This is a genomic window from Metapseudomonas boanensis, from assembly GCF_018704125.1.
GTDB classification, from domain to species: Bacteria; Pseudomonadota; Gammaproteobacteria; order Pseudomonadales; family Pseudomonadaceae; genus Metapseudomonas; species Metapseudomonas boanensis.
In genome coordinates, this window is record NZ_JAGTIS010000013.1 from 56,698 (window position 1) to 81,784 (window position 25,087).

General features: G+C 62.7%; 22 protein-coding genes, 1 pseudogene and 1 riboswitch. Of the genes and pseudogenes, 11 read left to right on the forward strand and 12 right to left on the reverse strand.

The window, feature by feature from the left end; all coding sequences use genetic code 11:
* Nucleotides 1-10 precede the first annotated feature (10 nt).
* The 4 genes from J7302_RS20435 to J7302_RS20450 are packed head-to-tail and all read right to left on the reverse strand — an operon-like array spanning nt 11 to nt 3,025.
* Nucleotides 11-1,198, reverse strand: coding sequence for an NnrS family protein (locus tag J7302_RS20435; protein ID WP_215378875.1), 1,188 nt, complete (start codon nt 1,196-1,198; stop codon nt 11-13).
* Nucleotides 1,185-1,442, reverse strand: coding sequence for a transmembrane sensor/regulator PpyR (locus J7302_RS20440; RefSeq protein ID WP_215378876.1), 258 nt, complete (start codon nt 1,440-1,442; stop codon nt 1,185-1,187). The genes J7302_RS20435 and J7302_RS20440 overlap by 14 nt, the downstream gene beginning before the upstream one ends.
* A gap of 37 nt (nt 1,443-1,479) precedes the next feature.
* Nucleotides 1,480-2,655 (reverse strand): NO-inducible flavohemoprotein, encoded by a 1,176-nt coding sequence (gene hmpA / locus J7302_RS20445; protein ID WP_215378877.1) that lies wholly within the window; start codon nt 2,653-2,655, stop codon nt 1,480-1,482.
* Between the two features lie 22 nt (nt 2,656-2,677).
* Nucleotides 2,678-3,025, reverse strand: a complete 348-nt coding sequence (locus J7302_RS20450; RefSeq protein ID WP_215378878.1) for a hypothetical protein — start codon at nt 3,023-3,025, stop codon at nt 2,678-2,680.
* A 148-nt stretch (nt 3,026-3,173) separates the two neighbouring features.
* On the opposite strand from J7302_RS20450, the gene norR reads away from it, so the two are divergent.
* A complete protein-coding gene (gene norR, locus J7302_RS20455) occupies nt 3,174-4,730 on the forward strand; it encodes a nitric oxide reductase transcriptional regulator NorR (RefSeq protein ID WP_215378879.1) in 1,557 nt (518 codons plus the stop codon).
* Nucleotides 4,731-4,835: 105 nt separating this feature from the next.
* On the opposite strand, the gene atzF is transcribed toward norR, so the two are convergent.
* The 7 genes from atzF to J7302_RS20490 all read right to left on the reverse strand — a co-directional run bounded on the left by atzF (nt 4,836) and on the right by J7302_RS20490 (nt 14,761).
* Nucleotides 4,836-6,644, reverse strand: coding sequence for an allophanate hydrolase (gene atzF, locus J7302_RS20460; RefSeq protein ID WP_215378881.1), 1,809 nt, complete (start codon nt 6,642-6,644; stop codon nt 4,836-4,838).
* A 181-nt stretch (nt 6,645-6,825) separates the two neighbouring features.
* Complete coding sequence (gene uca, locus J7302_RS20465) at nt 6,826-10,452, reverse strand: urea carboxylase (RefSeq protein ID WP_215378884.1); 3,627 nt, start codon at nt 10,450-10,452, stop codon at nt 6,826-6,828.
* 165 nt (nt 10,453-10,617) lie between these two features.
* A complete protein-coding gene (locus J7302_RS20470) occupies nt 10,618-11,253 on the reverse strand; it encodes an urea amidolyase associated protein UAAP2 (RefSeq protein ID WP_215378886.1) in 636 nt (211 codons plus the stop codon).
* An 11-nt stretch (nt 11,254-11,264) separates the two neighbouring features.
* A complete protein-coding gene (locus J7302_RS20475; protein ID WP_215378888.1) occupies nt 11,265-11,993 on the reverse strand; it encodes an urea amidolyase associated protein UAAP1 in 729 nt (242 codons plus the stop codon).
* A gap of 14 nt (nt 11,994-12,007) precedes the next feature.
* The gene (locus J7302_RS20480; protein WP_215378890.1) at nt 12,008-12,808 is read right to left on the reverse strand and encodes an ABC transporter ATP-binding protein; all 801 of its coding nucleotides are present in this window, start codon (nt 12,806-12,808) and stop codon (nt 12,008-12,010) included.
* Entirely contained in the window at nt 12,805-13,620 is an 816-nt protein-coding gene (locus J7302_RS20485; protein WP_215378892.1) for an ABC transporter permease, read from the reverse strand. The genes J7302_RS20480 and J7302_RS20485 overlap by 4 nt, the downstream gene beginning before the upstream one ends.
* 76 nt (nt 13,621-13,696) lie before the next feature.
* Entirely contained in the window at nt 13,697-14,761 is a 1,065-nt protein-coding gene (locus J7302_RS20490; protein ID WP_215378894.1) for a putative urea ABC transporter substrate-binding protein, read from the reverse strand.
* A gap of 58 nt (nt 14,762-14,819) precedes the next feature.
* A riboswitch (guanidine-I (ykkC/yxkD leader) is annotated at nt 14,820-14,918 on the reverse strand.
* Nucleotides 14,919-15,264: 346 nt separating this feature from the next.
* Between J7302_RS20490 and J7302_RS20495 the strand changes: the two genes are divergently transcribed.
* The 3 genes and pseudogenes from J7302_RS20495 to J7302_RS20505 form a co-directional block, all read left to right on the forward strand.
* Complete coding sequence (locus J7302_RS20495; RefSeq protein WP_215378897.1) at nt 15,265-17,322, forward strand: carbon starvation CstA family protein; 2,058 nt, start codon at nt 15,265-15,267, stop codon at nt 17,320-17,322.
* A 13-nt stretch (nt 17,323-17,335) separates the two neighbouring features.
* Nucleotides 17,336-17,539, forward strand: coding sequence for a YbdD/YjiX family protein (locus tag J7302_RS20500; protein WP_215378899.1), 204 nt, complete (start codon nt 17,336-17,338; stop codon nt 17,537-17,539).
* A gap of 160 nt (nt 17,540-17,699) precedes the next feature.
* A pseudogene (locus J7302_RS20505) lies at nt 17,700-17,809 on the forward strand (GTP-binding protein); the annotation flags it as partial.
* Between the two features lie 26 nt (nt 17,810-17,835).
* Here the strand turns inward: J7302_RS20505 and J7302_RS20510 are convergent.
* Entirely contained in the window at nt 17,836-17,991 is a 156-nt protein-coding gene (locus J7302_RS20510) for a hypothetical protein (protein ID WP_215378901.1), read from the reverse strand.
* 248 nt (nt 17,992-18,239) lie between these two features.
* Here J7302_RS20510 and J7302_RS20515 point away from each other — a divergent pair, with 248 nt between their 5' ends.
* The 7 genes from J7302_RS20515 (at nt 18,240) to J7302_RS20545 (ending at nt 25,062) form a co-directional block, all read left to right on the forward strand.
* Nucleotides 18,240-19,586, forward strand: coding sequence for a cache domain-containing protein (locus tag J7302_RS20515; RefSeq protein ID WP_215378903.1), 1,347 nt, complete (start codon nt 18,240-18,242; stop codon nt 19,584-19,586).
* A gap of 33 nt (nt 19,587-19,619) precedes the next feature.
* Nucleotides 19,620-20,252 carry a response regulator gene (locus J7302_RS20520; protein WP_215378905.1) on the forward strand — a complete coding sequence of 211 codons (633 nt, stop codon included), beginning with the start codon at nt 19,620-19,622 and terminating at the stop codon, nt 20,250-20,252.
* Nucleotides 20,253-21,193: 941 nt separating this feature from the next.
* The gene (locus J7302_RS20525) at nt 21,194-21,430 is read left to right on the forward strand and encodes a DUF2933 domain-containing protein (RefSeq protein ID WP_349814466.1); all 237 of its coding nucleotides are present in this window, start codon (nt 21,194-21,196) and stop codon (nt 21,428-21,430) included.
* Complete coding sequence (locus J7302_RS20530; protein ID WP_215378910.1) at nt 21,427-22,098, forward strand: methyltransferase family protein; 672 nt, start codon at nt 21,427-21,429, stop codon at nt 22,096-22,098. Before J7302_RS20525 ends, J7302_RS20530 begins: the two co-directional genes overlap by 4 nt.
* Nucleotides 22,095-22,367 carry a DUF5676 family membrane protein gene (locus J7302_RS20535; RefSeq protein WP_215378912.1) on the forward strand — a complete coding sequence of 91 codons (273 nt, stop codon included), beginning with the start codon at nt 22,095-22,097 and terminating at the stop codon, nt 22,365-22,367. Before J7302_RS20530 ends, J7302_RS20535 begins: the two co-directional genes overlap by 4 nt.
* Before the next feature lie 11 nt (nt 22,368-22,378).
* A complete protein-coding gene (locus tag J7302_RS20540) occupies nt 22,379-24,826 on the forward strand; it encodes a heavy metal translocating P-type ATPase (protein WP_215378914.1) in 2,448 nt (815 codons plus the stop codon).
* Complete coding sequence (locus J7302_RS20545) at nt 24,823-25,062, forward strand: hypothetical protein (RefSeq protein WP_215378916.1); 240 nt, start codon at nt 24,823-24,825, stop codon at nt 25,060-25,062. The genes J7302_RS20540 and J7302_RS20545 overlap by 4 nt, the downstream gene beginning before the upstream one ends.
* Nucleotides 25,063-25,087: the final 25 nt, after the last annotated feature.

Genomic DNA, 25,087 nt, shown 5'->3' on the forward strand with positions numbered 1-25,087 from the left:
AAAGGTTCGCTCAGCCTGGATGGCCGTCGACCCGGGCCTTCCAGAGCATGGGCGCGTAGTAGCGCAGGAACAGCAGGAACGCCGCTATCCACGCCAGTGCAGAGAGCCACAGGCCGAAGGTCGAGAGGGCTGTCAGCAGCACACGGCTGAGGGCCGCCAGTTGTAGCAGAACAAAGGCCCAGACCATGGCCGCTGGAGGCGACAATGGCCGTCCGGTATGCCCGAGGCTGACCCTTGCGATCATCGCCAGGATCAGGCCGCCCATGGCGCCTACGGCCAGGGCGTGGGTGGCAGAGCTCGACTGGCTTATCAACCCAGCGTGCCACAAGGCCATGCCCAGGGTGGCCAGCATCAGCCAGGCGTAGGCCAGGTGCAGCGACCAGAGCAAGGGAACCTGCCAGATTCGCCGGTCGTGCCACAGCAGCAACCGCTCCCCATGCAGCATGGTCGCCAGCAGGAACAACAGCGCCACCAGCAGTGAAGGCTGGACGCCGATCCCCGCTGCGGTCATACCGGCAATGCACAGTGAACAGCCGAAGGTCAGCCAATCCAGCCACGGTCGCGGTGGGAACGGATCAGGGCGGCCAACACCGCGCAGGGTGAAGAAGGGGATCACCCGCCCACCGATCAGGCTGAGGAGGGCCGCAACCAGCCAGAGCGCTCCGAGCGCCCCCTGACGCTGCAACGTGTCATCGGCCCAGGCCAGCCCGCAGAGGGCCAGCAGTTGACATGCGGCCATCAACAGCAGCACGGCCACCACGGGGTAATTCCGGCGCTGGCGCACCCGCCAGAGCTGCATGCCCAGGACCGCTGCCAGCAACGGCAGGAATGCTGCTTGCGTGGCGACCAATAGCGCGACGGGCAGGGGCAGGAACCAGGCGATACGTGCCGCCAGCCAGACCAGGAACAGCAGGACCAGTGGCCGGCCGCTGAGTCCGGGCTGCCCGGTCCAGCTCTGTACCGCAGTCAATAAGAAACCAGCGATGATCGCGGTCGCGAAGCCAAAGGGCATCTCGTGTCGATGCCAGGCCAAGCTGCCGCCAAGGGGATGCCAGCCAGGCAGCAGACCATACAAGAAGGCTGCCCAGAGGCCGATCGCCAAGATGGCGAATGCAGCCCCGGACAGAAAGAACGGACGAAACCCCAGGCGCCAGATCGGTGGAATGGCCAGCGCCTTGCTGCGATCAAGCACCTGCACGGCTGGCCTCCCAGTTCCGCCCCTGCAGGCCACGCAGCGCCACCAGGCGCATGACGTAGCCCACCTTCAGCAGCGTTGGCCCGACGATCACCAGCGTGTGAGCGAGCACCAGCTGAGCTATGGCTAGCTGCTGGTCCAGGCCATAGGCCGCGTAGACGCCGGCCAACAGCAGGAACAGTCCGGTCCAGAGCAGATTGCGTGACAGCCTTAGAAGGTTCCGTGGATCGCTGACGAAGGAGATCATGGCAACAACTCCTGGGGTTCATCGTTTTGAGGACGGTTTACAGCTCGGCGGCTGGACCGAAGAACTCGTAGTGCGACTGCTGCTCGGGTACGCCCAACTCGCGCAGGAGCTTCTTCACCTGGGCCATGAACGGTTTAGGCCCAAGGAAATAGGCATCCAGATCGCGCTCGGTCGGTAACCAGCGGGCCAGTAGCTCGTGGCTCAGGAAACCTTCGGCATGGGCGTCATCACCCTCGCGCGGCTCGCTGTAGCAGAAGAAGTGGCGGATCTGCGGATGCTTCTCGGCCTGGGCCTCGATCCACTCGCGGAAGGCATGCACACCGCCGTGGCGCGCGCAATGGATGAAGTGGATCGGACGGCCACTCTGCTTTGCGCTCTCCAGCATAGCCAACGCGGGGGTGATGCCGACGCCAGCAGTGATCAGCGCCAGGGGCTTGTCCGATTCACGCAGGACGAACTCACCGGCCGGCGGGAACAGCTCCAGCGTCGAACCGACCTGAACCCGGTCGTGCAGGTAGTTGGACACCTTGCCTTCAGGCTCACGCTTGACGCTGATGCGGTACTCACGGCCATTGCTGCTGGCAGACAGCGAATAGTTGCGACGTACCTCTTCGCCATCGATGACCAGGCGCATGCCGATGTACTGACCGGGGGCATGAGCGACCAGCTCGCCACCGTCTTCCGGCACCAGGTGGAAGGAAGTGATTTCCTCGCTTTCTTCCACTTTCTGATCCACGCGGAACTGCCGGCCGCCGCGCCAGCCGCCCACGGCCTCGGCGTTGGCGGCGTAGACCTGCTCCTCGGCACCGATCAGGATATCGGCCAGCTGCCCATAGGCCGCTGCCCAGGCTTCGATCACTTCGTCCGTGGCGATTTCCTCGCCCAGGACCTCGCGAATTGCGCGCAGCAGGCAGCTGCCGACGATGGGGTAATGCTCCGGCAGAATCTGCAGCGACACGTGCTTGTGGACGATCTGGTTAACCAGCGGGCCCAGTGCCTGGAGCTGGTCGATATGCCGCGCGTACATCAGGACGCCATTGGCCAGGGCACGTGGCTGGTCACCGTTGGCCTGGTGCGCCTGATTGAACAGAACGCGCACTTCGGGGTACTCGCCCAGCATCACCTTGTAGAAATGGCGGGTGAGGGTTTCGCCGCCACTTTCCAGGAGCGGGACGGTAGCTTTGATGATCGCGATGTGTTGGCTCGACAGCATGGGTATCTCCGGTGGTGACTATTCAGGGATTGGCTTGGATGCGTCCGTCGTTCAGGGTGACCTGATCGCCGGGTGAAAAAGTCTGATGAGGTGCACGGATCGTTCTGACTTCGCCGCCACTGGTGCGGACTTCGTAGGCCTGTTGGCTGAGGCCAGCGGCGCTCTGACCCACTCCGCCCAGCCAGGCGCCGGAGAGGCCGCCCACCAGGGCGCCAACTGGACCTGCGAAGCCTCCCAGCAGAACACCCGTCAGGCCGCCGAAAACCTGGCCGGTGCGGTTATCGTCCACGGCCTTTTCGACTTCCGCCGCATGAGCTGCGCCAGCCAGGCTCAAGCTGGCTGCCAGGGTGCAGATCACTAACGTCTTCATGGCGTTTCCTTTACGTGTTAGCGTTGTCAGTCGTAGCTGTATCAGGAACCGTGCCAGTAAAATATGCACGCAAAAACAGTGACTTACATAATTTATGGTCTTTTTGACAGCATGTTATTGTTGTCATAAAGACCAATTGGTAGTCGAAATGACCGCAAGTGCGCTGCTGCAAACCCTGATCCCCCTGGTGGCGGATCTGTCCAGGGATCTGAGCAATGAGGAACGCTATCGTCGCTTGCTGGCGGCCTTGCGGGAGCTGTTTCCCTGTGACGCCGTTGCCTTGTTGCGGCTGGCTGAAGACGTTCTGGTGCCCGTGGCTGTCGAGGGGCTGAGTGCAGATACCCTGGGGCGCCGATTCAGGGTTACCGAACATCCCCGCCTGCAGGCGCTGCTGGAGAATCGCGGACCGCTCAGGTTCGCAGCCGACTGCGGCTTGCCCGATCCCTATGACGGTCTGGTGGAGGGGCATCGTGGCCACCTGGAAGTGCACGATTGCTTTGGCTGCCCCCTGTATCTCGACGATCAACTCTGGGGGCTCTTGACGCTGGACGCGCTCGACCCTGCAAGCTTTGGACAGGTCGACCTCGGCGCATTGGGCGCATTCGCCAGCCTGGCCGCCGCAACGGTAAAGGCCAGCGAACGCATCAATGGCTTGACCCGGCGTATAGCCGACGAGCACCAATTGATGGAGGTCTACAAGCAAGCGGCAAATCGCTCGCGAGCGCGTGAACTGATTGGCCAGAGTGCCGTGCACAAGAAGCTGCTGAATGAAGTCAAGCTGGTTGGCGACAGTCAGCTGACGGTGCTCATCACTGGCGAAACCGGCGTCGGCAAGGATCTGGTGGCCGAGACCATCCATGCCGAGTCGCCACGTGCGGCAAGGCCTTTCATCAGCCTCAACTGCGCCGCATTGCCGGATACCCTGGTGGAAAGCGAGCTTTTCGGCCACGTCCGCGGTGCGTTTTCCGGTGCGGTCAACGAACGCAGTGGCAAGTTCGAGCTGGCCGATGGTGGCACGCTGTTTCTGGATGAGGTGGGCGAACTCCCACTCGCTGTCCAGGCCAAGCTGCTGCGGGTGCTGCAGAGCGGGCAATTGCAGCGAGTGGGCTCGGACCGAGAGCACCATGTGGATGTGCGGGTCATTGCCGCAACCAATCGTGACCTGGCCGATGAGGTCAGGGCAGGGCGCTTCCGCGCCGATCTCTATCACCGGCTCAGCGTCTACCCACTGCCGGTGCCGCCGCTCCGCGAGCGCGGGCGTGATGTTCTGCTATTGGCGGGCTACTTCCTCGAAGAGAATCGCGCGCGGATGGGGTTACGCAGCTTGCGTCTCGGCGCGGATGCGCAGCGTTCGCTGCTGGCCTACGACTGGCCGGGGAACGTTCGCGAGTTGGAGCACCTGATCGGCCGTGCCGCGCTCAAGGCGCTTTCGCAGCATGCGGAGCGGCCGCGCATACTCACCATCGAGGCCGACGCGCTGGACCTGCCGGTCTCGACGCCGCTCGAGGTGGGGCACGAGGATGTACCGCTGCCAACTGAACTTCCAGCCGGCCAGGATCTTCGCCAGGCCATCGACATCTTCCAGCGTCGACTGATCGAACAGGCGTTGGCGCGTCACCAGGGTAAATGGGCGGACGTAGCGCGGGAGCTGAACGTGGATCGTGCCAACCTGAGCCGTCTCGCCAAGCGCCTGGGATTGAGGTGATTCGGGTGAGCAGGTTGGGCTGACACCGAAAGACCGCCTTCGACGTCGTTGCCGGGCTTCGCGTTCCTCGGCGCCAACCTGCTGTTTCAGACCCTGCGGAACTGCTTATTCCCGACTGGCCAGCCAGGTGCGCCAGCCACCGAATCGACTGATGTCCTCGGCACCTTCCAGGCCCCAGGCGTCGCAGATGAAGCCGGTTTCCCAGCTGCCGTCCGCCAGCTCTACCTTGCCCAGGCCAAGCGGCGCTGGAATGCGGGTGAGAAAAGACCCGAGTTCTGCGCTGGGCAGCTCCCAGACTTCTACTTCGATCGCCACACCGTTTTCGGCCACGCGCACCATGCCGGGACGCAGCGGCGGGCCGCCGGCCAAGGCATGCAGGCGATAGGCCGGGGCGCTGCGGGTCTTGCATTGCAAGGTTGCGCCGCGCTGGCGCAGTTGCCAGTTCAGGGCGAGGCCATCGAGATGAGCACCGCAGACCACCAGCCGTGCCTTATCGTGGCTGGCCGCCGAAGCGGGCACGGGCAGTTTCGCGGCCAACCCGCCGGTCAGTGGAAGAGCAGTGCGGCGCTGCAGCGCATCAGCGAGACTCAGCAGGTACTGGTCGGTGAACGCGCGACCAAAGAGTGTCACGCCCCAAGGCAGCCCGTTGTCCATCAGCGCACTGGGCATGGCGACAGCGGCGTAGTCCAGCAGGTTCATGAAATTGGTGTAGTAGCCCAACTCGGAGTTGCGCAGCACCGGTTCGGCATGCAGTTCGGCGAGCGTCACGGGGCGGCCGATGGTGGGGGTCAGCACGCAGTCGACGGTGCTCAGAAGTGCATCGCTCAGTGCCTTCAATTCCTGGAGGCGGTATTGCGCGCGGAAGGCTTCCACAGCGGTGGCACTTGGCGCCTTCGCCAGGACGGCGCGGATCACCGGCAATATGGCCTCGGGGTCGCGTTCCATCAACTCGCCCATGACGCTGTAACGCTCGGCCACCCAGGGGCCTTCATAAAGCAGGCGCGCGGCCTCGAGGAAGGGAGAGAAGTCCAGCTCCACCGGCTCACCGCCGATCGCGCGTAGTTGCTCGATGGCATTGGCGAACAGCTCGGGGCCTTCATCACAGCCGAAGAACTGCAGGTGGTGCGCCTGTGGTACGCCGAAGCGAAATGGTCGCGGTGTGCCAAAGGCACCGCCGTCATTCCACTGCGGGTTGGCCCGGCTGTAGGCGTCCAGCGGATCGATCTGTGCGGTGAGGGCGAGCAGTTCGCTGGCTTCACAGGCGGTGGCGGTGAAGTAGGTGATGCAGTCCAGCGTGCGGCACGCCGGCACCAGGCCGTGAGTGGACAGCAGCCCCTTGGAAGGCTTCAGCCCGACCAGGTTGTTCAGCGCCGCTGGCACTCGTCCCGATCCTGCGGTATCGGTGCCCAGGGCGAAAGTGGCGATGCCGAGGGCCACAGCCAGCGACGAGCCAGCACTGGACCCGCCGGAAGGATATTCGGGCAGCACGCTGTTGCGGCATTCGCCGTAAGGCGAGCGGGTGCCGTTGAGGCCGGTGGCGAACTGGTCGAGGTTGGTCTTGCCCAGCGGCACGGCGCCGAGGGCGACCAACCGCCGGACCACGGATGCCGATTCCGCCGGGGTATAGGCAAAGGCCGGGCATGCGGCAGTGGTCGGGATTCCGGCCAGGTCGATATTGTCCTTGATGGCGAAGGGGATGCCGTAAAGCGGCAGCTCATCCGGGGACTTTCCATCCAGTGCGGCGAGGTAGGGTTCCAGTTCTTCCAGGCTGAGCAGGTGGATGAACAGGTGGTAATCGGGGTTCAGTGCTGCAGCCTTGTCACGCAGCTCGGTGATCAGCTCACGCGGGGTGATGCGGTCATCGTGGTAGGCCGTGCGCAGGGTATCCAGGCGGAGGTCGAAGTTGTGGCTCATTCGTTCGGTCCTATGTACTGCCGGTCAGCCGCTCCCCGGCCCTCTCCCTGAAGGGCGAGGGGGAAGAGCGCCCCGGCGTGAAGTCTCGGAATTCGTTCGTGGCTGAGTCCCCTGCTCCGAAAATTCCTCTCTCCCGCTGGCGGGAGAGCGTTAGGGAGAGGTGCTCTTGGCAGACTCACACTCAGGCCTCGTCCAGCACCAGGACTCGCTGTCCGGCACGCACCGGCGAGCCAGGTTGCACGCGCACTTCGCGAACCACGCCGTCGCGCGGCGCGGTGAGCGGGATTTCCATCTTCATGGATTCGAGGATCACCAGGATGTCACCGGCCTTCACGTTGGCGCCTTCTTCGACCTGAACCTGCCAGAGGTTGCCGGCGATATGGCTTTCGATTGCGTGCTGGCCAGCGCCGAGTGGCGTGTCTTCTCCCAGGTCGGCGGTCACTTCTTCGCTGTCGAAATGGGCTTGGCCGGTGTCGATCCAGCGCTCCCGCTCGGCGTTGAAGGCGGCCTGTTGCTGGCTGCGGAAGGCCGCGATGCCCTCGGCCTCACGTGTGAGGAAGGCCTGGTAGTCGGCCAGGCAGAGCTCGCTTTCCTCGATGCGCAGCGGGTAGCGTCCCAAGGGGAAGTCGCGGCGGATACGCAGCAATTCATCCGCCGACACGGGATAAAAGCGAATCTGGTCGAAGAAGCGTAGCAGCCAGGGCTTGCCGCCGAAGGCGTCCACATCGCGGTAGCGATTCCACATCTGCAGGGTGCGGCCAACGAACTGGTAGCCGCCGGGACCTTCCATGCCGTACACGCACATGTAGGCGCCGCCAATGCCCACAGAGTTCTCGGCGGTCCAGGTGCGTGCCGGGTTGTATTTTGTGGTCACCAGCCGGTGGCGCGGGTCCAGCGGAGTGGCCACCGGAGCGCCCAGGTAGACGTCACCCAGCCCCATCACCAGGTAGCTGGCGTCGAATACGGTGCGTTGCACCTCACGCAGGTTGGGCATGTCATTGATGCGACGAATGAACTCCAGGTTGCTCGGGCACCAGGGGGCGTCCTTGCGCACCGTGGTCATGTACTTCTCGATGGCCAGTTGGCAGGCCGGGTCGTCCCAGGACAGCGGCAGATGCACGATGCGGGAAGGCACTTTGAGGTCGCCCGCGGCGCAAACGTTGTCCCAGAGGCCTGCGACGGTTTCCAGCAGCTGCTCCAGCGGCAGGGTTTCAGGCTGGTAATGCACCTGCAGCGAGCGGATGCCGGGGGTGAGGTCGATGACACCGTCCAGCGCCTTGGCTTCCAGCGCTTGCATCAGGGCATGGGCGCGGAAGCGCAGCACCAGATCCAACTCCGGGGCACCAATTTCCAGCAACAAGTGGGTGTCGCCGGAAAGGCGGGCGACGAGGCGTTTGTCGGCGTTGCCCAAGTCGAGCACGATCGGTGAGCGTGTAGGAGCGGGCTTGCTCGCGAATTCCGGGGTGGGAGTTTCGCGAGCAAGCTCGCTCCTACGAAGGGCCTGGTACTCCTGGTCCTGGGTTATGGCCAGTGTCCGAGCCTCGCGGATGCTCACCGGCACGAATCGCACCTTGTCCCCGGCCTTGAGTTGTCCCAGCTGCCACAGGTCGGCTTCGATAATGGTAACTGGGCAGACGAAGCCGCCCAGGCTCGGCCCGTCCGGCCCGAGGATCACCGGCATGTCGCCGGTGAAGTCCACAGCGCCGATGGCGTAGGGGTTGTCGTGGATGTTGGAGGGGTGTAGCCCGGCTTCGCCGCCGCTTTCGCGTACCCATTCCGGCTTCGGCCCGATCAGGCGCACGCCGGTGCGGCTGGAGTTGAAATGCACTTCCCAGTCGGTGGCAAAGAAAGTCTGGATATAGGCCGGGGTAAAGTATTCCGGCGCGCCATGGGGGCCGTAGATGACACGCAGCGTGCGCACTTCCGTCAGTTCAGTGCGATGTGCCTGAGGCAGGGTCTGCCCGGCGCTACGGTCGGCCACTGGTACCAGGTGCAGCACGTCGCCGGCGCGCAGGGCACGGCCGCCGTGGCCACCGAACTGCCCGAGGGTGAAGGTGCTCTTGCTGCCGAGGTAATCCGGCAACTGCACGCTACCGCGCAGGCAGAGATAGCTGCGTGCACCTCTACCGGCGATGGTGCCGAGAGTCAGGCTGGCGCCTGCCGGAATCAGCAAGGCGGTATCCATGGGTTGCGGTTCGCCGTCCAGGCTGAGCGGGATGGGCGCACCGGTGACGGCGACCACGGCGTCGCAGTTGAAGCGCAGCGTGGGGCCGCTCATGGTGATTTCCAGGCCGGCAGCGCCCTCGGGGTTGCCCAGCAGGCGATTGCCGAAGCGCAACGCGCGGCTGTCCATCGGCCCCGAAGGCGGTACGCCCACGGCCCAGTAGCCAAGGCGGCCGGGGTAATCCTGCACTGTGGTCTGGGTGCCGGCGGCCAGCACTTCGAAGGTGCTGGCCTGGTACTGCAGGCCCTCCAGGCAGCGGGTCCAGGGCGCGCCGCTGGCGAAGGGCACATCCTTGAGGATCTGCCGCAGGTAGTCGCGGTTGCATTCCACGCCGTAGAGGAGGGTGCCTTCCAGCGCGCGGTCGAGGGCGACGCTGGCATCAGAGCGGGTCGGCGCCCAGGCGATGAGCTTGGCGATCATCGGGTCGAAGTAAGGCGGGATTTCACAGCCAGCCTCTACCCAGGTGTCGATGCGCAGGGCCTTGCCGTCAGTTTCAGGGAAGTCCACGGCGGTGAGCAGGCCGGGGCAGGGCTGGAAGGCGCGACCCGGGTCTTCAGCATAGAGCCGCGCCTGGATGGCATGGCCGCTGGGCTCGAGACCCCTGGCCAACTCGGCGAGTGGTGCCAGGGTGCCCGCGGCCAGTTCGATCATCCAGCGCACCAGGTCGACGCCCCAGACTTGTTCGGTAACGCCGTGCTCCACCTGCAGGCGGGTGTTCACTTCGAGGAAGTAGAACTGTTCTGCCTCGCTGTCGTAGACGAATTCCACGGTGCCGGCGCTGCGGTAGTGCACGGCCTTGGCCAGCTTGATGGCGGCAGCGCAAAGCGCCTCGGCCATTCCTGCTGGGAGGTTCGGGGCCGGTGTTTCTTCCAGCACCTTCTGGTTACGCCGCTGCACTGAGCAGTCGCGCACACCCAGGGCCAGCACTTCGCCCTGACCGTCACCGAATACCTGTACCTCCAGGTGGCGGGCACGCTGGATGTACTTCTCGATGAACACGCCGGCATCGCTGAAGTTGTTCTGGCCCAGGCGTTTTACGGCTTCGAAGGCGTCACTGAGCTCGGTTGCCGAGTGGCACACGCGCATGCCGATGCCGCCACCGCCTGCGGTGCTCTTCAGCATTATCGGGTATCCCACCTGCTCACCGGCAGCCAGGGCGGCGTCGAGGCTTTCCAGCAGCTCGGTGCCTTCCAGCATCGGCACGCCGTGGGCCTTGGCCAGGGCGCGTGCGGTGTGCTTGAGGCCGAAGACGCGCAGCTGCTCGGGTGTCGGGCCGACGAAGGCAATACCAGCGGCTTCGCAGGCTTCGGCGAAGGCGGCGTTTTCCGAGAGGAAGCCATAGCCGGGGTGGATGGCCTCGGCGCCGCTGTCGCGAGCGGCCTGGAGGATTTTCTCCACCACCAGGTAGGTGCTGACGGCGGGGCCCTCGCCCAGGCTGATAGCCTGGTCCGCCTGCTGGATGTGCAGGCTGGCGGCGTCCGCTTCGGAATACACGGCCACACCGCGCACGTCGAGCTGGCGCAGGGTACGCAGGATGCGGCAGGCGATGGCGCCGCGGTTGGCAATCAGGAGTGTCTCGAACATGAGGCTTTCCTCATGGGTGGCGGGCCGTCCCGCCGGTCTTTGGTCTGCGCCACGGTCGTCCGTGACTGGAAGCATTGGCTCGCTCTCCCTCAGGGAGAGGGGAGGTATTCAGGCACTGCCCTGCACGGCTCTGGCAGAGTTGGAAGAGCCAGGCGCGCAGGCTGCTCAGTCCCATACCAGGACCTCCGCCGGCGTCGGGTTGTAGGCATTGCAGGGGTTGTTCAGCTGCGGGCAGTTGGAGATCAGCACGATGATGTCCATATGCGCCTTGAGTTCGACGTACTTGCCCGCGGCGGAGATGCCGTCCTCGAAGGTCAAACCGCCTTCGGGGGTGACCGGCACGTTCATGAAGAAGTTGATGTTGGCGCTGATGTCACGCTTGGTCAGGCGGCCGTCGTGCAGGCTGGCGCGCAGGAAGTTGTCGCGGCAGCTGTGCATGTAACGCTTGTCCAGGGCATAACGCACGGTATTGCTTTCCTGGGCACAGGCGCCGCCGAGGGTGTCGTGGTGGCCGCAGGTGTCGGCGCTGATGGTCAGCATGGGGTTGCCGAGGTTGGAGTAGAGGACGCTGCCCGTGGTGAGGTACACGCGGTTCTGCCGGCGCAGGGTGCGTTGCACGTCATAGCGCTCACGCGGGTTGGCGGCGCTGTAGAAGAGGGTGTCGACCGCCTGGTTGCCTTCCAGGTCAAGCAGGCGCACGGTCTGGCCAGCCTTCACTTCGCAGATGAAGGGTTCGCCTGCGGCGATCACGGTGCGAGACACGGCGGCTTCAGGATGTTTTTCGCTCAGGGTCAGGTGCATTTCGGCAGCCCTCAGATGTACAGGCGTTCGGTGTTGTGGAAGCCGCGTCCGTTCTCCGGACGCGAGGTGCGGCAGAGCAGGCTGATGCCGTCGCTCTGCGCCTGGTGCCAAGTGAGCTGCACGGGTTTCGGCGCGTAGGTGGGATTTGGGTCCATCGGGTGTTGCAGGGCGGTGAGCACCACCAGCGTATCCATAGGGGCGTAGAGCTCGATGTAGTCACCCGCCTTGGAGTTGCCGGGCTGGAAGTGGAAGCAACCGTCGCTGTCCACGGTGACCTTGCTGAACAGGTTCAGGCACATCAAGAGATCGGCCAGGCCCAGGTCCCACTTGCCCATCTCCACAAGCAGGTTGTCCACGCCGTTGCGGTGGAAGCTGTTGCGCAGCTCCTGGTAGCGGCCGGCACCGTATTTCTCTTGCACTTCGGAGGCCGAGAGCACGCCGCCGAAGCTGTCATGCCAGCCGCAGGTGTCCGCAGTAATGGCGGCCAGCACCCGGCCCATGTCGGAGTAGAGGCAGTGTCCAGCGGTGAGCTTGGCGGTGTGCTGGCACTTGAGGCTGTCGGGCAGGTTCAGGCGCTCGCTCTTTTCGGCCGCATTGAGCAGCAACAGGCTAACGTTAGCGCTGCCTTCAAGGTCGGTGATGCGTAGCGACTGCCCGCGCTTGAGTACGAAGGAGGTATGGCCGCCGCCGGGGACGGTTTCTTCATAAAGGGTAGGGCGCAGGGCCAGGGAAACGGTCATGGGCAGGCTCCTTGTCAATGTACGGTGGCGGGCTGCAGGGCGGCGGTGACGCGTTCCGGCAGTGCCTCGACTGCAGCGCGGACGGTGCGGCGGTCGGTGTTGAGGGGGATGTCGTAGGTGATGCGCGCACCATAGGCATTGGGAGCCTGCGGATCGAGGCGCACCTTGTCGAAAACCATCAGGCGCGTGCCAAGGCTGAAGCCCTCGGAGAGGTCATGGGTGACCATGAACACGGTGAGTCGGGTCTCGTGCCACAGGTTGAGCAGCAGTTCGTGCATGTCCTTGCGGATGCCCGGGTCCAGGGCGCCGAAGGGCTCATCGAGCAGCAGCACACGCGGCTTCATGATCAGCGCCTGGGCGATGGCCAGGCGTTGCTGCATACCGCCGGAGAGCTGGTTGGGGTACTTGTCCAGGGCATGGCCCAGACCGACCTTGGCCAGCATGGCGGCGGCCTCTTCACGGGCGGCGCGCTTGGCGCCGCCGAGCAGACGCCCGAGCAAGGGCGAGCGGGGTAGTTCCAGTCCCAGCACGACGTTGTCCAGCACGCTCAGGTGCGGGAATACCGAGTAGCGCTGGAACACCACGCCACGGCTGGCGTCAGGCTCTGCGGCCAGTGGCCTGCCTTCAAGCTGGATGCTGCCGCGACTGGGCGCTTCCTGCCCCAGCAGCATGCGCAGGAAGGTGGACTTGCCACAGCCTGAGGCACCGACCAGCGTGCAGAATTCGCCTTCGTTGACGCTCAGGCTGAGATTTTCCAGGACGACCTGGTCGCCATACTCCTGCCAGACGTTCTTCACTTCGATGAAGGCGCTCATGCCTTGGCTCCTTCGTACCAGGGGAAGGCCAGTCGGGTGAGCTGGCGCAGGCCCAGGTCCATCAGCCAGGCGAGGAGGGTGATCCACACCACGTAAGGCAGGATCACGTCCATGGCCAGGTAGCGGCGGACCAGGAAGATGCGGTAGCCCAGGCCATCAGTGGAGGCGATGGCTTCGGCGGCGATCAGAAACAGCCAGGCCGAGCCTAGTACCAGGCGCAGGGAGATCAGCAGGCGTGGCAACAACTGCGCAAGCACCACGCGCAGGATCAGGGTCCAGGTGTTGGCACCCAGGGTCTGCGCCTTGATCAGCAACTCGCGGGGGATTTCCCGGGCGCGTTGCTCAAGGTCGCGGGCGATGCAGGGGGCGATGCCAATGACGATCAGCATCACCTTGGACAGTTCACCCAGGCCGAAGACGATGAACAGGATCGGCAGTATTGCCAGCGGTGGAACCATCGACAGCACGGTGAGCAGCGGCGACAGCGGCGCACCGAACAGCGGCAGTACACCGGCGGCGATCCCGAGGGTCAGGCCCAGCAGGGCGGCGATGCCAAGGCCGAGGCCAAGGCGCTGGAGGCTGGAGGCCGTGTCCTGCCAGAACAGGTAGTCCCCGGAGCGCTTGTCCTCGGTGAACGCCAGGCGCTCTACTGCGTCACGCATCTGCACCGCGCTGGGCAGCAGCTTGTCGTTGGGGTTTTCCGTGAGCCGTGCGGCTGAGCCGGTGAAGTAGGCGAACAGCAGCAGGGCAAAGGGCAGCAGGACCAGGACCAGGCGTCCTGCACGGTCAGGCTGGCGGTTTATCAGGCGCATGGCGTTTACTCGGTTCGGTGAACTGGGCGGTGCCCCTGGCGGTAGCCCGGACTTCAGGCTCGATGCCTACCCGGGGTCAAAGCTTTCCTTCGGCAGCCATCTGCGTGTAGGTCGGGTCGAAGCGCAGCTTGACGTTGCCCTTGTCGCCGGTGACCACGCCCTTGGCGAAGCTCATGCCGACGGCGTTGGCATCCTTCGCGCCCTCACCGAGCAAGCCATGGCTGAAGCTGAAGCTGGCAACCTTGTCCATGGTGGCTGGCAGCTTGGGGCTGGTGACGAAGGCCAGGGCGTCGGCCGGGGTGTAGAAGAGCTTGGTGGCAGCCAGTTGCGCCTGATAGCCGGCCAGGTCAGTGCCGGAAGCCTTCGCCATGTGTTCAAGGGCGGCCTGGCTTTGCGCGTCGCCCGTGTTCATCAGCGCGACGATCTCGAACCAGGCCCCGGTCAGGGCTTTGCCTAGGGCAGGGTTGGCATTGAGGGTCCCGGTGTTGACCACCAGCATGTCCATGATTTCTCCGGGGATCTTGCTGGAGTCGAACACCAGGGAGGTGCCCGGTTTGCCCTTGATATCGGCGAGCATCGGGTTCCAGGTGGTCACTGCCTGTACTTCGGCGGTGTCGAAGGCTGCGGCGATGTCGGCGTCGGAGGTGTTGACCACCTGCACGTCTTTCTCGCTGAGATCGGCGCGCTCCAGGGCACGAGCGAGCAGGTAATGGGAGACGGAAAGCTCCACCAGGTTGATCGGCATACCCTTGAGGTCGGACAAGGCCTTGCCTTCGCCCTTGAGCACGAGGCCGTCGTTGCCGTTGGAGAAGTCGCCGACGATCAGCGCCGTGCTGTCCACGCCGCCAGCGGCAGGAATGGTCAGGGCGTCCATGTTGGTCATGGTGCAGCCGTCGAACCCACCTGCTGTGTACTGGTTGATGGACTCGACGTAGTCATTGAGCTGGGTGACCTGGATGTCGATGCCGTACTTCTTCGCCCACTTGTCGACTATGCCTTGGGTGGCCCCGTACTCCCAGGGCATCCAGCCGGCGTAAATGGTCCAGCAGATGTTGAAGCTGTCCTTGGCCATGGCGCCCGTGGAAAGGGCGAAGGCGGCGAGGCTGGTGGCCAACAGGGTGAACAGACGCGGCTTGCGCATGGGGAACCTCCGGTTCGGTTGTCGGGCGGGCAGGAGCCGAGCGACGCATGGTGCTCTTTTCTCCCGGGCTTTTATCCCGCCGTGTAACCTCGCTGGAGGTCGACAGCTCTCGGACCAGTCACTTGCTTCGCAAGCCGGAACCCTAGCCGTCCATTTTTCGAATTGTGGTGCCGCTTGCCGGTCAATCCGGCGACTCCTGCACGCTTTAGCTAAAGCGAATGGCGTGCCAGTTTGGCGGATTGCCCATTGCAGAGCCGTTTGGATGCTTCGCGCGCTGTCTGTCCATGCAGCGGATGCACACGAGTGGGGCGCTGCTGCTGCATCCTGGTGCGCGCCGTGTTCAGGGACAGGGGTCGATTGATTGCGTAGTTCTACGTAGGCTCGCTTGGTAGTTGTGCGAATGTCTCCGGCGCTGCTTGGCGCAGATAGTGGCCGGGCCCTTATCCAGGGCTAAACAACAACAAAAGCCGCCGCAGGTAACCGCCAGCGGCAGGAGACTTTCGATGACCCAACTGGCTACCCGAATTGCCTGGTTCGCCGTTGCCGTACTGGGCGCATTTGCGCTTGGTACCGTGGCGTTACGTCGTGGCGAAGCCATCAACGCCCTCTGGATCGTTACTGCTGCAACCGCGATCTACCTCATTGCCTACCGCTATTACAGCCTGTTCATCGCCACCAAGGTGATGCAGCTCGACCCGACCCGTGCCACCCCCGCCGTGCTCAACAACGATGGTCTGGACTACGTGCCGACCAACAAGCACATACTCTTCGGCCACCACTTCGCTGCCATCGCCGGTGCCGGCCCCCTGGTGGGCCCGGTGCTCGCCGCACAGATGGGCTATCTGCCGGGCACGCTCTGGCTGATTGCGGGTGTGGTCCTGGCCGGTGCGGTGCAGGATTTCATGGTGCTGTTCATTTCCAGCCGGCGTAACGGCCGCTCCCTGGGCGAGCTGGTGCGCGAGGAGATGGGCCAGATTCCCGGCACCATCGCGCTGTTCGGCGCCTTCCTGATCATGATCATCATCCTCGCAGTGCTCTCACTCATCGTGGTCAAGGCCCTGGCCGAGAGCCCCTGGGGCATGTTCACGGTGATGGCGACCATCCCGATCGCGATGTTCATGGGCGTCTACATGCGCTACATCCGCCCAGGCCGCATCGGCGAGATTTCGGCGGTGGGCGTAGTCTTGCTGCTGGCTTCCATCTGGGCGGGTGGGCAGGTCGCCGCTGATCCAGTCTGGGGCCCGGCCTTCACCTTCACCGGTATCCAGATCACCTGGATGCTGATCGGCTATGGTTTCGTCGCCGCCGTCCTGCCAGTGTGGCTGGTGCTGGCGCCGCGGGATTACCTGTCGACCTTCCTCAAGATCGGCACCATCCTCGGCCTGGCCATTGGCATCCTGATCATCGCGCCTGACCTGAAGATGCCGGCGCTGACGCAGTTCGTCGATGGCACAGGGCCGGTGTGGAAGGGCGCGCTGTTCCCCTTCCTGTTCATCACCATCGCCTGCGGTGCAGTGTCCGGTTTCCATGCGTTGATTTCTTCCGGCACCACGCCCAAGTTACTGGCCAATGAGTCGCATGCCCGTTACATCGGCTACGGCGGCATGTTGATGGAGTCCTTCGTCGCCATCATGGCCATGGTGGCGGCCTCGGTGATCGAGCCGGGCGTGTACTTCGCCATGAACAGCCCAGCGGCACTGGTGGGTTCGGACGTCAACACCGTGGCGGCGACCGTCAGCAGCTGGGGCTTTGCCATCAGCCCGGAAATGCTCCAGCAGACCGCCAACGACATCGGTGAGCACAGCATCCTGGCACGCGCCGGCGGTGCGCCGACTCTGGCCGTGGGCATCGCACAGATCCTCCATCAGGTATTGCCGGGCGAGAACACCATGGCCTTCTGGTACCACTTCGCGATCCTCTTCGAGGCACTGTTCATCCTCACTGCGGTGGACGCGGGCACCCGTGCCGGTCGCTTCATGCTGCAGGACCTGCTGGGTAACTTCGTGCCGGCACTGAAACGCACCGAGTCCTGGACCGCCAACGTGATCGCGACCGCCGGTTGCGTCGCCATGTGGGGCTTCCTGCTCTATCAGGGCGTGATCGATCCGCTGGGTGGCATCAATACCCTCTGGCCGCTGTTCGGCATCTCCAACCAGATGCTGGCGGGCATCGCCCTGATGCTGGGCTGTGTGGTGCTGATCAAGATGAAGCGCCAGCGCTACGTGTGGGTGACGCTGATTCCGGCCACCTGGCTGCTGATCTGCACCACCACCGCGAGCCTGATCAAGCTGCTCGACCCAAATCCGGCCGTCGGCTTCCTGGCCCTGGCCAAGAAGTACAGCGATGCGTTGGAGGCCGGCCAGGTCCTGGCCCCGGCCAAGGACATCGGCCAGATGCAGCATGTGATCTTCAACGCCTACACCAACGCGACCCTGACCGTGTTGTTCCTCTTCGTGGTCATGAGCATCCTGTTCTACGCGATCAAGGTAGGACGCAGCGCCTGGATGAAATCCGAGCGCAGCGACAAGGAATCGCCATTCCAGCCAATTCCGGACGCCTGAGGAGGCGCTGCGCATGTTCAATGACCTGAGCCGCATGGGTAAGTACCTGGGCCAGGCTGCCCGCATGCTGGTGGGCATGCCCGACTACGATACCTACGTCGAGCATATGCGCGGCAAGCACCCGGACAAGCCGGTGATGGCCTATGAGGAGTTCTTCCGCGAGCGGCAGGAGGCCCGCTACGGTGGTGGCAAGGGCCGACCCGTCCGCTGCTGTTGAGTTCCCGTTGCGGTAACCTGAGCGCCACGCTTTGTCGTGGCGCTTTTCATTTGTAGGATCTAGGGGGAATCCCTGGGCCTTGCTCGCGAAAACCCCGAGCAAAGCGATTCGCGAGCAAGCTCGCTCCTACGGTTGAAACCCGATTTCAAGGATTGCTCTAATGCCTGCCCATCTCCCCATCCCGGTGACCGCGCTCAGCGGCTTTCTCGGTGCCGGCAAGACCACGCTGCTGCGGCATATCCCAAGGCCGAATACGGTCTGAAGATCGCCGGATGACGGACTTCTTCGTGGGGTGTCTACCAGAGCGGCAGCACGGAGCTGACGATCAGGCAGTTTTCATCCAGGCTGGTCTTGCTGGCCGTGATGAACTCGGCCTGGGCAGGGATAGCGGCGCCCATGGCGCGACTTGCGAGCAGGAAGACGGAGGAGCAGAGTCGAGCATTATGGTGCATGTTCTTATCTCTTTTTATTTTGAAAGATTCGCTGGTGCAGCCATGGCGGGTGAAGTGAAACTTCCTGTTCCCGGTTGCCATCTGCCAAGGCGGATTTCGCCCGATGCCATAACCTGACAACTATTCACGCGTGAGAGTCCTATTGACATGCGCTTTACTAGCTACCCACGCTGCATGGAGCTACGCAGTTTGCTTGCGCCTGATCTTTCCGTGCATGTTGTTCTGGTGGTAGGCGTCAAGTGAGAAATATGCAACTTAAATACAAGATAGTGACGCTGAGTGTGCTGCCGCTCATAGTTTCGGTGTTGTTCATCTGTGTCCTGGTTTTTGCGCAAAGTCAAAAACTGGAGGAAGAGCAGGCGAAATTGATTGAAAGCAGTATTCTGGCGGCAAAACAGGCTGAGCTGAAAAATTATATTGAATTGGCTTCGAGCCTGATCGCTCCTTTGTATGACAGTGGAAAGAACGACGAGGCGACAAAGAACCAGGCGCTCGATATTCTGGCACGCGCCAACTTCGGGGTGGACGGTTATTTCTTCGTGTATACCCGCGAAGGGAAAAATCTCATGCATCCAAGACAGTCCAGCCTGGTGGGAAAAGACCTCCTGGGGATGACTGACAAGAATGGTTTTCCGGTCATCCGGGCCCTGCTGGAAAGTGCACAGCATGGCGACGGATTCCAGCGCTATGCCTGGGAAAAACCTTCGACGGGGCAAGTGACCGAGAAACTCTCCTACGTCGTGATGCTCGATCAATGGGGCTGGATGCTAGGTACCGGCATCTACATTGACGACGTGGAAGTGGCGACGAAGAAATCACGGGAGGAGGTCGCTTCCGGCGTGCTGACCACTGTGCTCGCGATTTCGTCCTTCGCTCTCATAGCCGTGCTGGTGGTGTTCGCCGGAGGGCTGATGCTCAACTTCACCGAACATCGCCTGGCGGACCGCAAGCTTTGTGCCCTCAACCAGCGCATCGTGAATCTTCAGGAGGAGGAGCGATCCCGTGTTTCCCGAGAGTTGCACGATGGCATCAGCCAGCAACTGGTCTCCATCAAGTTCCAGTTCGAACTGGCTTGCCTGGAACTCCAGAACGGCCAGGGCAATGGCCTTGAGAACCTGCGATCAGGTACCGCCCGCCTGGGCGACGCCATCGGCGAAATCCGGCGTATCTCCCACGACTTGCGTCCGTCGCTCCTGGATACTCTCGGCCTCTCTCCGGCCATCGATCAACTTGTTGCCGAGTTCGAGCAGCGCACAGGAATATTAACGCACTATGAACGCAGCATTGGTGAGCCCCTAGGTGACAAGAACATATCCGTCACGCTTTTCAGAGTAATTCAGGAAGCTCTGGCCAACATCGAGCGCCACTCAAGAGCGAGTATCGTTATAATTTCGTTGCTCGATGCAAAGGGCGCAATTGCTCTTCGCATTGAAGATAATGGCGTAGGCTTCGACCCTGGCCTGATGGACAAGAGTCAGGGGATAGGCCTGCGGAATATCAGGGAGCGAGTGGACCATCATCTTGGCTCATTCACGGTTTCATCTTCACCTGGCAGTACGGAAATAATCGTTGAGATTCCAATCCAAAGAGCTTGATACGCTTGATACAAATAACAATAAGAGGCCTGTATGAGCGATGCCAAGCCTATAAGAATTGCGCTGATCGATGACCATGCCCTGGTCCGCGATGGCGTGAAGGCCCTGCTTTCCGCGATTCCGCATTTCGAGGTGGTGGCACAAGCCGAGTCCGGTGCCGAAGCGCTTGAACTGCTCCAGGCGACGGAAATCGACCTGCTGCTCATCGATATCGGCCTGAAGGATATGAACGGGCTTGAACTGACGAGAAAGCTCTGCGCCCTCTATCCGGGAATCAAGATCCTGATCCTGAGCATGTACGACAACCAGGAATACGTGCGCACCTCCATCAGTGCCGGCGCTTTTGGCTATGTCCTCAAGAACGCTCCCTCTCAAGAGCTGATCGCGGCAATCGAGGCTATCGTTGCCGGCGGGAGCTTCTACAGCCCCGAGGTGGCAAGAAAGCTGGCGAGCAATACCCGCAAGGACGATGAGCTGACACCACGTGAGATTCAGGTTCTGTCGATGATCGCCAAAGGTCTCAACAACAAGGAGATGGCGCGCGAACTGGATATCAGCGTCAGGACCGTCGAAACCTACAGGCTGAGCATCAGGCGCAAGCTCAACATCGATAAACCCGCCGCCCTGATGAAGTACGCATTGGAGCACGGGCTCATCTCGATCTAGGTTTTCATGTAGGCCTGGGATCGCTGGGCCGCGAGAGCGCCCGAGGCCTTGCACACCGAAGTAGCTGCTGCGCAGGTGATCCGGGGCACCTCCGAAGTTGGCGCATCCAGTCGAACAGCGCCCATAAGGAACGGCATCCTCCGGTGGTCAGCAGCAGGCTGAATGCCTCGACCTCTGCCCACTTGTAGGCCGCGTCCGTCAAGGCAATGCATATCTGGCTACACTGACTCTGAAGGGCCCCACAGGTCCAGTGAGCGATTTATGTACTGGTTACGTCAGCGCCACCACAATCTCTTGTGCCTTACCCTGGCAGCGTGGGTAGTGGCGCTGGTAGTGACGGCTTTTCAGGGCTGCTTGCTGGAGCCGGAGCGGAACCTCGCCACTCCAAACAACTCGCCCGTCGCAACACAGCATGCTCAACACACCACCAGCTGTCAGCACAGCGGTGCCAATACGGTTACCGCAATCAGCTCGATACCGCACACTCTGGGACTGGATGCCCTCAGTTGGGCCAGCTTGTTGCTGCTCCCTGCTCTGGTGCTGTTCATCCCCTCTGAAGCATCAGCCTTGCCCGCCCTTGTGCTGAGGCGCCCCGTACCGTCTAGACCTCCAGCCCGCCTGATCTTCGTTCGCTTCAACGATTAATCCGTATTTCAGGACGACTGAACAGCTGCCGTCCTGTTCTTTTGCGCCCACCCAGCGCGACCCGGAAGTGGCTGCTTATCCCTCATCACCAGGAGTTGAATATGCAAAAGCAATCGAATTGGGCTTTGTCCGTCAATTTGGCCAGCGCTCCGATCATGGCTTTGACGGCGTAAGCCCGTCGCTCGGCCGACGCGGTTGCCAGCTCATAGCCTGGCATGCCGGACAGTCGGGATGGCGGTCCACTCGAAGTGGACTGAGCATACGGTAATGGTTCCCCTGCCGCGATGGAGGTGCACATGATCCACCTACCACAAGGGAGCAACTCCAGGCACCTGTGGGTGTTCTGGGGCTTTGTCGCTATCGCTGGCTTCTTTCTGCTGAGCGAGCACCGTGCACACGTGTTTGGGATCCTGCCTTATCTGCTACTGGCAGCCTGCCCGCTGATGCACCTGTTCATGCATCACGGTCATGGCGGTCATCGTCACAGGCACGAGCAGCAACCAGGCCGAGCCGGGGAGGAGGACAAACCATGAGCCATACCGAATCGGCGTACGGCCTGTGGTCGCTGGTTATCATCAACTCGCTGGTCTTCATCCTGTTCGCGTTCAGCTTCGCCCGACCCCGGACGAACCGTGACTGGCGCTCCTTCGGCATGTTCTCCGCCTTTCTGGTGGCTCTGTTCACCGAGATGTACGGCTTCCCGCTGACGCTCTATCTGTTGCTGCCTTGGCTCAGTCGTCTTTTCCCCGGCATTGATTTCCTGTCGCACGACGCCGGGCACCTGCTCGAAATGCTATTCGGCTGGAGGGTCAACCCGCACTGGGGGCCGTTCCACCTGCTCAGCAACTTGCTGATCCTGGGCGGTTTCTGGCTGCTGGCGGCAGCTTGGCGCGTGCTCTATCGGGCCCAGAGCAGCGGCACGCTGGCGCAGGACGGCCCCTACGCGCGGGTCCGCCACCCGCAGTACGTTGGCTTCGTGCTGATCATGTTCGGTTTCCTGTTGCAGTGGCCGACGCTGATCACTCTGGTGATGTTCCCGATCCTGCTGGCGATGTACGCCAGGTTGGCCAGGGCCGAGGAGCAGGAGCTGCTCGAGCAGTTCGGTGCTGACTACTTCTCCTATCGCGAACGCACCCCGGCGTTCGTGCCCTGGTTCAACGCTCGTCGCTCCAGCGCCGCGGATGCAAGGAGAAAATCATGATCGCTCCCTGGAAAACCGGTCTCGCCCTGGCCCTGACCATGGCGATTTCCTACACCGTGTGTGCACTGCTCTATGCGCTGTGGCCGGCGCAGGGTATTGCCTTCCTCAATGCGTTGTTCCACGGGCTGGACTTCGGTCGTCTGGAGATGCCGCAAGCCTATACCGTCGCTACCTTCGTAGGCCCGTTGTTGGTGCTGATCTTGTGGGGGCTGATGGTAGGAACCTTGTTTGCCTGGCTATACGACATGTTCCACGGAAAGTCGCACTGAGGAGGTGCCTCATGGACCATTCACCCATGCAGCACGCTGGCCCTCGCGCCGCGGCGGCGCCCGGAGATTCACCCGCCTTGGCAGGCGAGCAAGGGCATGTTCTCGACCCTGTGTGCGGAATGTCCGTCGTGCCGGCGACAGCAGCCGGCAGCGCGGAATTCGAAGACCAGCGCTATTGGTTCTGCTCGAGTCATTGCCGTGAGGAGTTCCTGCGCGATTCGTCTCGATACGCAAAAGGCGCTGCCGCCGCGCAACCTTGCCCACCTGGGCATCAGCATGCTGCCACCACTGTGGCGCCTGCTGCCGCGGCACCGCTCGGCAGCAGGCAACTGGCGAAAGACCCGGTCTGCGGAATGATGGTGGACAAGGCTACGGCCCTGTCGCGAGAGCGCGGCGGACGTACCTATTACTTCTGCAGCGACAGCTGTGTGCGCATCTTCGAGTCGCCCGAGCGTGAATTGAAGGCCATGAAAGCCCGCGTGGCGATCGCCCTTACCGGCGTGCTGGCCTTGGCCATGTTGCGTGCCGGTGCTTTCATCGCGCTGGCTGCCGGCGCCACGCTGTTGACCTGGGTGCCGATACCGGCACTGCCCTGGTTTACCTGGGGCATGTGGCTGTTCCTGCTGGTAACCCCAGTGCAATTCATCGGCGGTTGGAGCTTCTACAAGGGTGCATGGAATGCCATCCGCACCCGCAACATCAATATGGATTTCCTGATCGCCCTGGGCACCTCGGTCGCGTACTTCTACAGCGTAGCGGTGCTGTTTGCCCCGGACGTCTTGCCGGTCAAAGTGGAGGAGCGCGACATCTATTTCGAGGTGTCAGCGGTGATCATCGCGTTCGTCCTGCTCGGCAAGTACATGGAGGAAATCATCAAGAAGAAATCCTCGGCAGCGGTGCGGCGCTTGCTGGACCTCAAGCCGGCAACTGCGCATGTGCTGCGTGACGGCCAGGAAGTCGAATTGCCAGCAGAAAGCGTCATGGCTGGCGAGTTCCTGATCGTCAAACCTGGCGAGAAGATTCCCACCGATGGCGAAGTGACAGAGGGTACGTCGACGGTCGATGAATCGATGTTGACCGGCGAGTCCATGCCGGTCGACAAAAAACCAGGCAGTGCCGTGATCGGCGGTACGCTCAATCGCAGTGGTGTGTTTACCTTCAAAGCGAGCAGGATCGGCGCCGATACGGCACTAGCGCAGATCATCAGGATGGTCGAGGAGGCACAGGCCAGCACGGCTCAGATCCAGCGGTTGGCCGACCAGGTCACTGGCTATTTTGTGCCTGCGGTGGTGGCGGTCGCATTCCTGGCGCTGGTCGGCTGGACGATCGCGGGGAGTTTCCCGCAGGGGCTGTTGGCCTTCATTGCAGTGCTCATCATCTCCTGCCCCTGTGCGCTGGGCGTGGCCACGCCTGCTGCACTGATGGTCGGTGTCGGCAAGGGCGCCGATAACGGCATTCTGATCCGCGGAGGCGAAGTGCTGGAACGGGCCGAGAAACTCAGCACGGTGGTCTTCGACAAGACTGGCACCATCACTCGCGGTGAGCCGAACGTGACTAACGTGATCTCGTTCGACGCGACTCCGGAAAGCGAGGTACTGATGCTCGCCGCCGCCGTGGAGTCAGGGTCGGAACATCCACTCGGCGAAGCGATAGTGCGTGCCGCCCGGCATCGCGGCATCAGCCTGCCGAAAGCGACCGGAATCAGCGGGATCGCCGGTCATGGCATCGAAGGCAGCATCGATAGCCGCAAGATCTGGCTGGGCAACCGGCGCTTGTTCGCCCTCCAGCGGATTTCGATCGAGACGGCCGAGGCGAGCCTCGTCACCCTGGAGGCCGATGGCAAGACCGCGATGCTGGTCGGTGTCGACAGCCGCCTGCTCGGGGTTATCGCCGTTGCCGATACCGTCAAGCCGGAAGCAGCCGAAGCCGTCACGGCATTGAAGGCGAGTGGAATCAAGGTTGTGCTGTTGAGCGGCGACAACCGGCGAACCGCTGAAGCGGTGGCGCGGCAGGTTGGCATCGAACGGGTAATTGCCGAAGTTCTGCCGGACGACAAAGTCGCGGTCATTCGCCAACTGCAGAGCGAGGGGCAGGTGGTGGCGATGGTCGGCGATGGCGTCAACGATGCGCCGGCCCTGGCTGCCGCCGATATCGGCATTGCCATTGGCTCCGGCTCCGATGTTGCCAAGGAAACCGGCAGTATCATTCTGATCCGCGATGATGTGCGCGATGTCGTGGCGGCGATCCAGTTGTCGCGTGCGACCATGAGCAAGATCAAACAGAACCTGTTCTGGGCGTTCATCTACAACAGCATCGGCATCCCGGTCGCGGCTTTGGGGTTCCTCAATCCGATCCTGGCAGCGGCGGCCATGGCATTGTCGTCGCTCTCGGTGATTGTCAACTCTGCGCTGTTGAAGCGGGTGCGGCTTGCCGCAGCGGCGAAAACGGAGGCCCCATGAGACGCGCGACTCACTGGTTCTGCGCGTTGCTGGCGATAGCGGTGGCGGGGTGGGTGCTGTTCCGTTACGGCATCTCACCGTTGTCGCTTCTGGTGGCGCTGTTGCTGCTGTCCTGTCCGGTTTTCGTCGTCTGGCTTACCCTGAGTCAGGCGCGGCAAACCGAGCGCGACATCGAAGCAGCAACCCGCCAGGAACTGACGCGCCGCGCGCGATCGAAGCCAGGAAACCAGCTGTGACCGTTGCTGCGTGCACGACTGCGGT

Coding starts and splice junctions, on each gene's coding strand:
- norR (WP_215378879.1), top strand. CDS start 3,174: ATGACCGCAAGTGCGCTGCTGCAAACCCTGATCCCCCTGGTGGCGGAT.
- J7302_RS20470 (WP_215378886.1), bottom strand. CDS start 11,253: ATGCACCTGACCCTGAGCGAAAAACATCCTGAAGCCGCCGTGTCTCGC.
- J7302_RS20530 (WP_215378910.1), top strand. CDS start 21,427: ATGAGCCATACCGAATCGGCGTACGGCCTGTGGTCGCTGGTTATCATC.
- J7302_RS20500 (WP_215378899.1), top strand. CDS start 17,336: ATGTTCAATGACCTGAGCCGCATGGGTAAGTACCTGGGCCAGGCTGCC.
- atzF (WP_215378881.1), bottom strand. CDS start 6,644: ATGAGCCACAACTTCGACCTCCGCCTGGATACCCTGCGCACGGCCTAC.
- hmpA (WP_215378877.1), bottom strand. CDS start 2,655: ATGCTGTCGAGCCAACACATCGCGATCATCAAAGCTACCGTCCCGCTC.
- J7302_RS20440 (WP_215378876.1), bottom strand. CDS start 1,442: ATGATCTCCTTCGTCAGCGATCCACGGAACCTTCTAAGGCTGTCACGC.
- J7302_RS20495 (WP_215378897.1), top strand. CDS start 15,265: ATGACCCAACTGGCTACCCGAATTGCCTGGTTCGCCGTTGCCGTACTG.
- J7302_RS20450 (WP_215378878.1), bottom strand. CDS start 3,025: ATGAAGACGTTAGTGATCTGCACCCTGGCAGCCAGCTTGAGCCTGGCT.
- J7302_RS20490 (WP_215378894.1), bottom strand. CDS start 14,761: ATGCGCAAGCCGCGTCTGTTCACCCTGTTGGCCACCAGCCTCGCCGCC.
- J7302_RS20545 (WP_215378916.1), top strand. CDS start 24,823: ATGAGACGCGCGACTCACTGGTTCTGCGCGTTGCTGGCGATAGCGGTG.
- J7302_RS20485 (WP_215378892.1), bottom strand. CDS start 13,620: ATGCGCCTGATAAACCGCCAGCCTGACCGTGCAGGACGCCTGGTCCTG.
- J7302_RS20540 (WP_215378914.1), top strand. CDS start 22,379: ATGGACCATTCACCCATGCAGCACGCTGGCCCTCGCGCCGCGGCGGCG.
- J7302_RS20535 (WP_215378912.1), top strand. CDS start 22,095: ATGATCGCTCCCTGGAAAACCGGTCTCGCCCTGGCCCTGACCATGGCG.
- J7302_RS20480 (WP_215378890.1), bottom strand. CDS start 12,808: ATGAGCGCCTTCATCGAAGTGAAGAACGTCTGGCAGGAGTATGGCGAC.
- uca (WP_215378884.1), bottom strand. CDS start 10,452: ATGTTCGAGACACTCCTGATTGCCAACCGCGGCGCCATCGCCTGCCGC.
- J7302_RS20520 (WP_215378905.1), top strand. CDS start 19,620: ATGAGCGATGCCAAGCCTATAAGAATTGCGCTGATCGATGACCATGCC.
- J7302_RS20475 (WP_215378888.1), bottom strand. CDS start 11,993: ATGACCGTTTCCCTGGCCCTGCGCCCTACCCTTTATGAAGAAACCGTC.
- J7302_RS20510 (WP_215378901.1), bottom strand. CDS start 17,991: ATGCACCATAATGCTCGACTCTGCTCCTCCGTCTTCCTGCTCGCAAGT.
- J7302_RS20525 (WP_349814466.1), top strand. CDS start 21,194: ATGATCCACCTACCACAAGGGAGCAACTCCAGGCACCTGTGGGTGTTC.
- J7302_RS20515 (WP_215378903.1), top strand. CDS start 18,240: ATGCAACTTAAATACAAGATAGTGACGCTGAGTGTGCTGCCGCTCATA.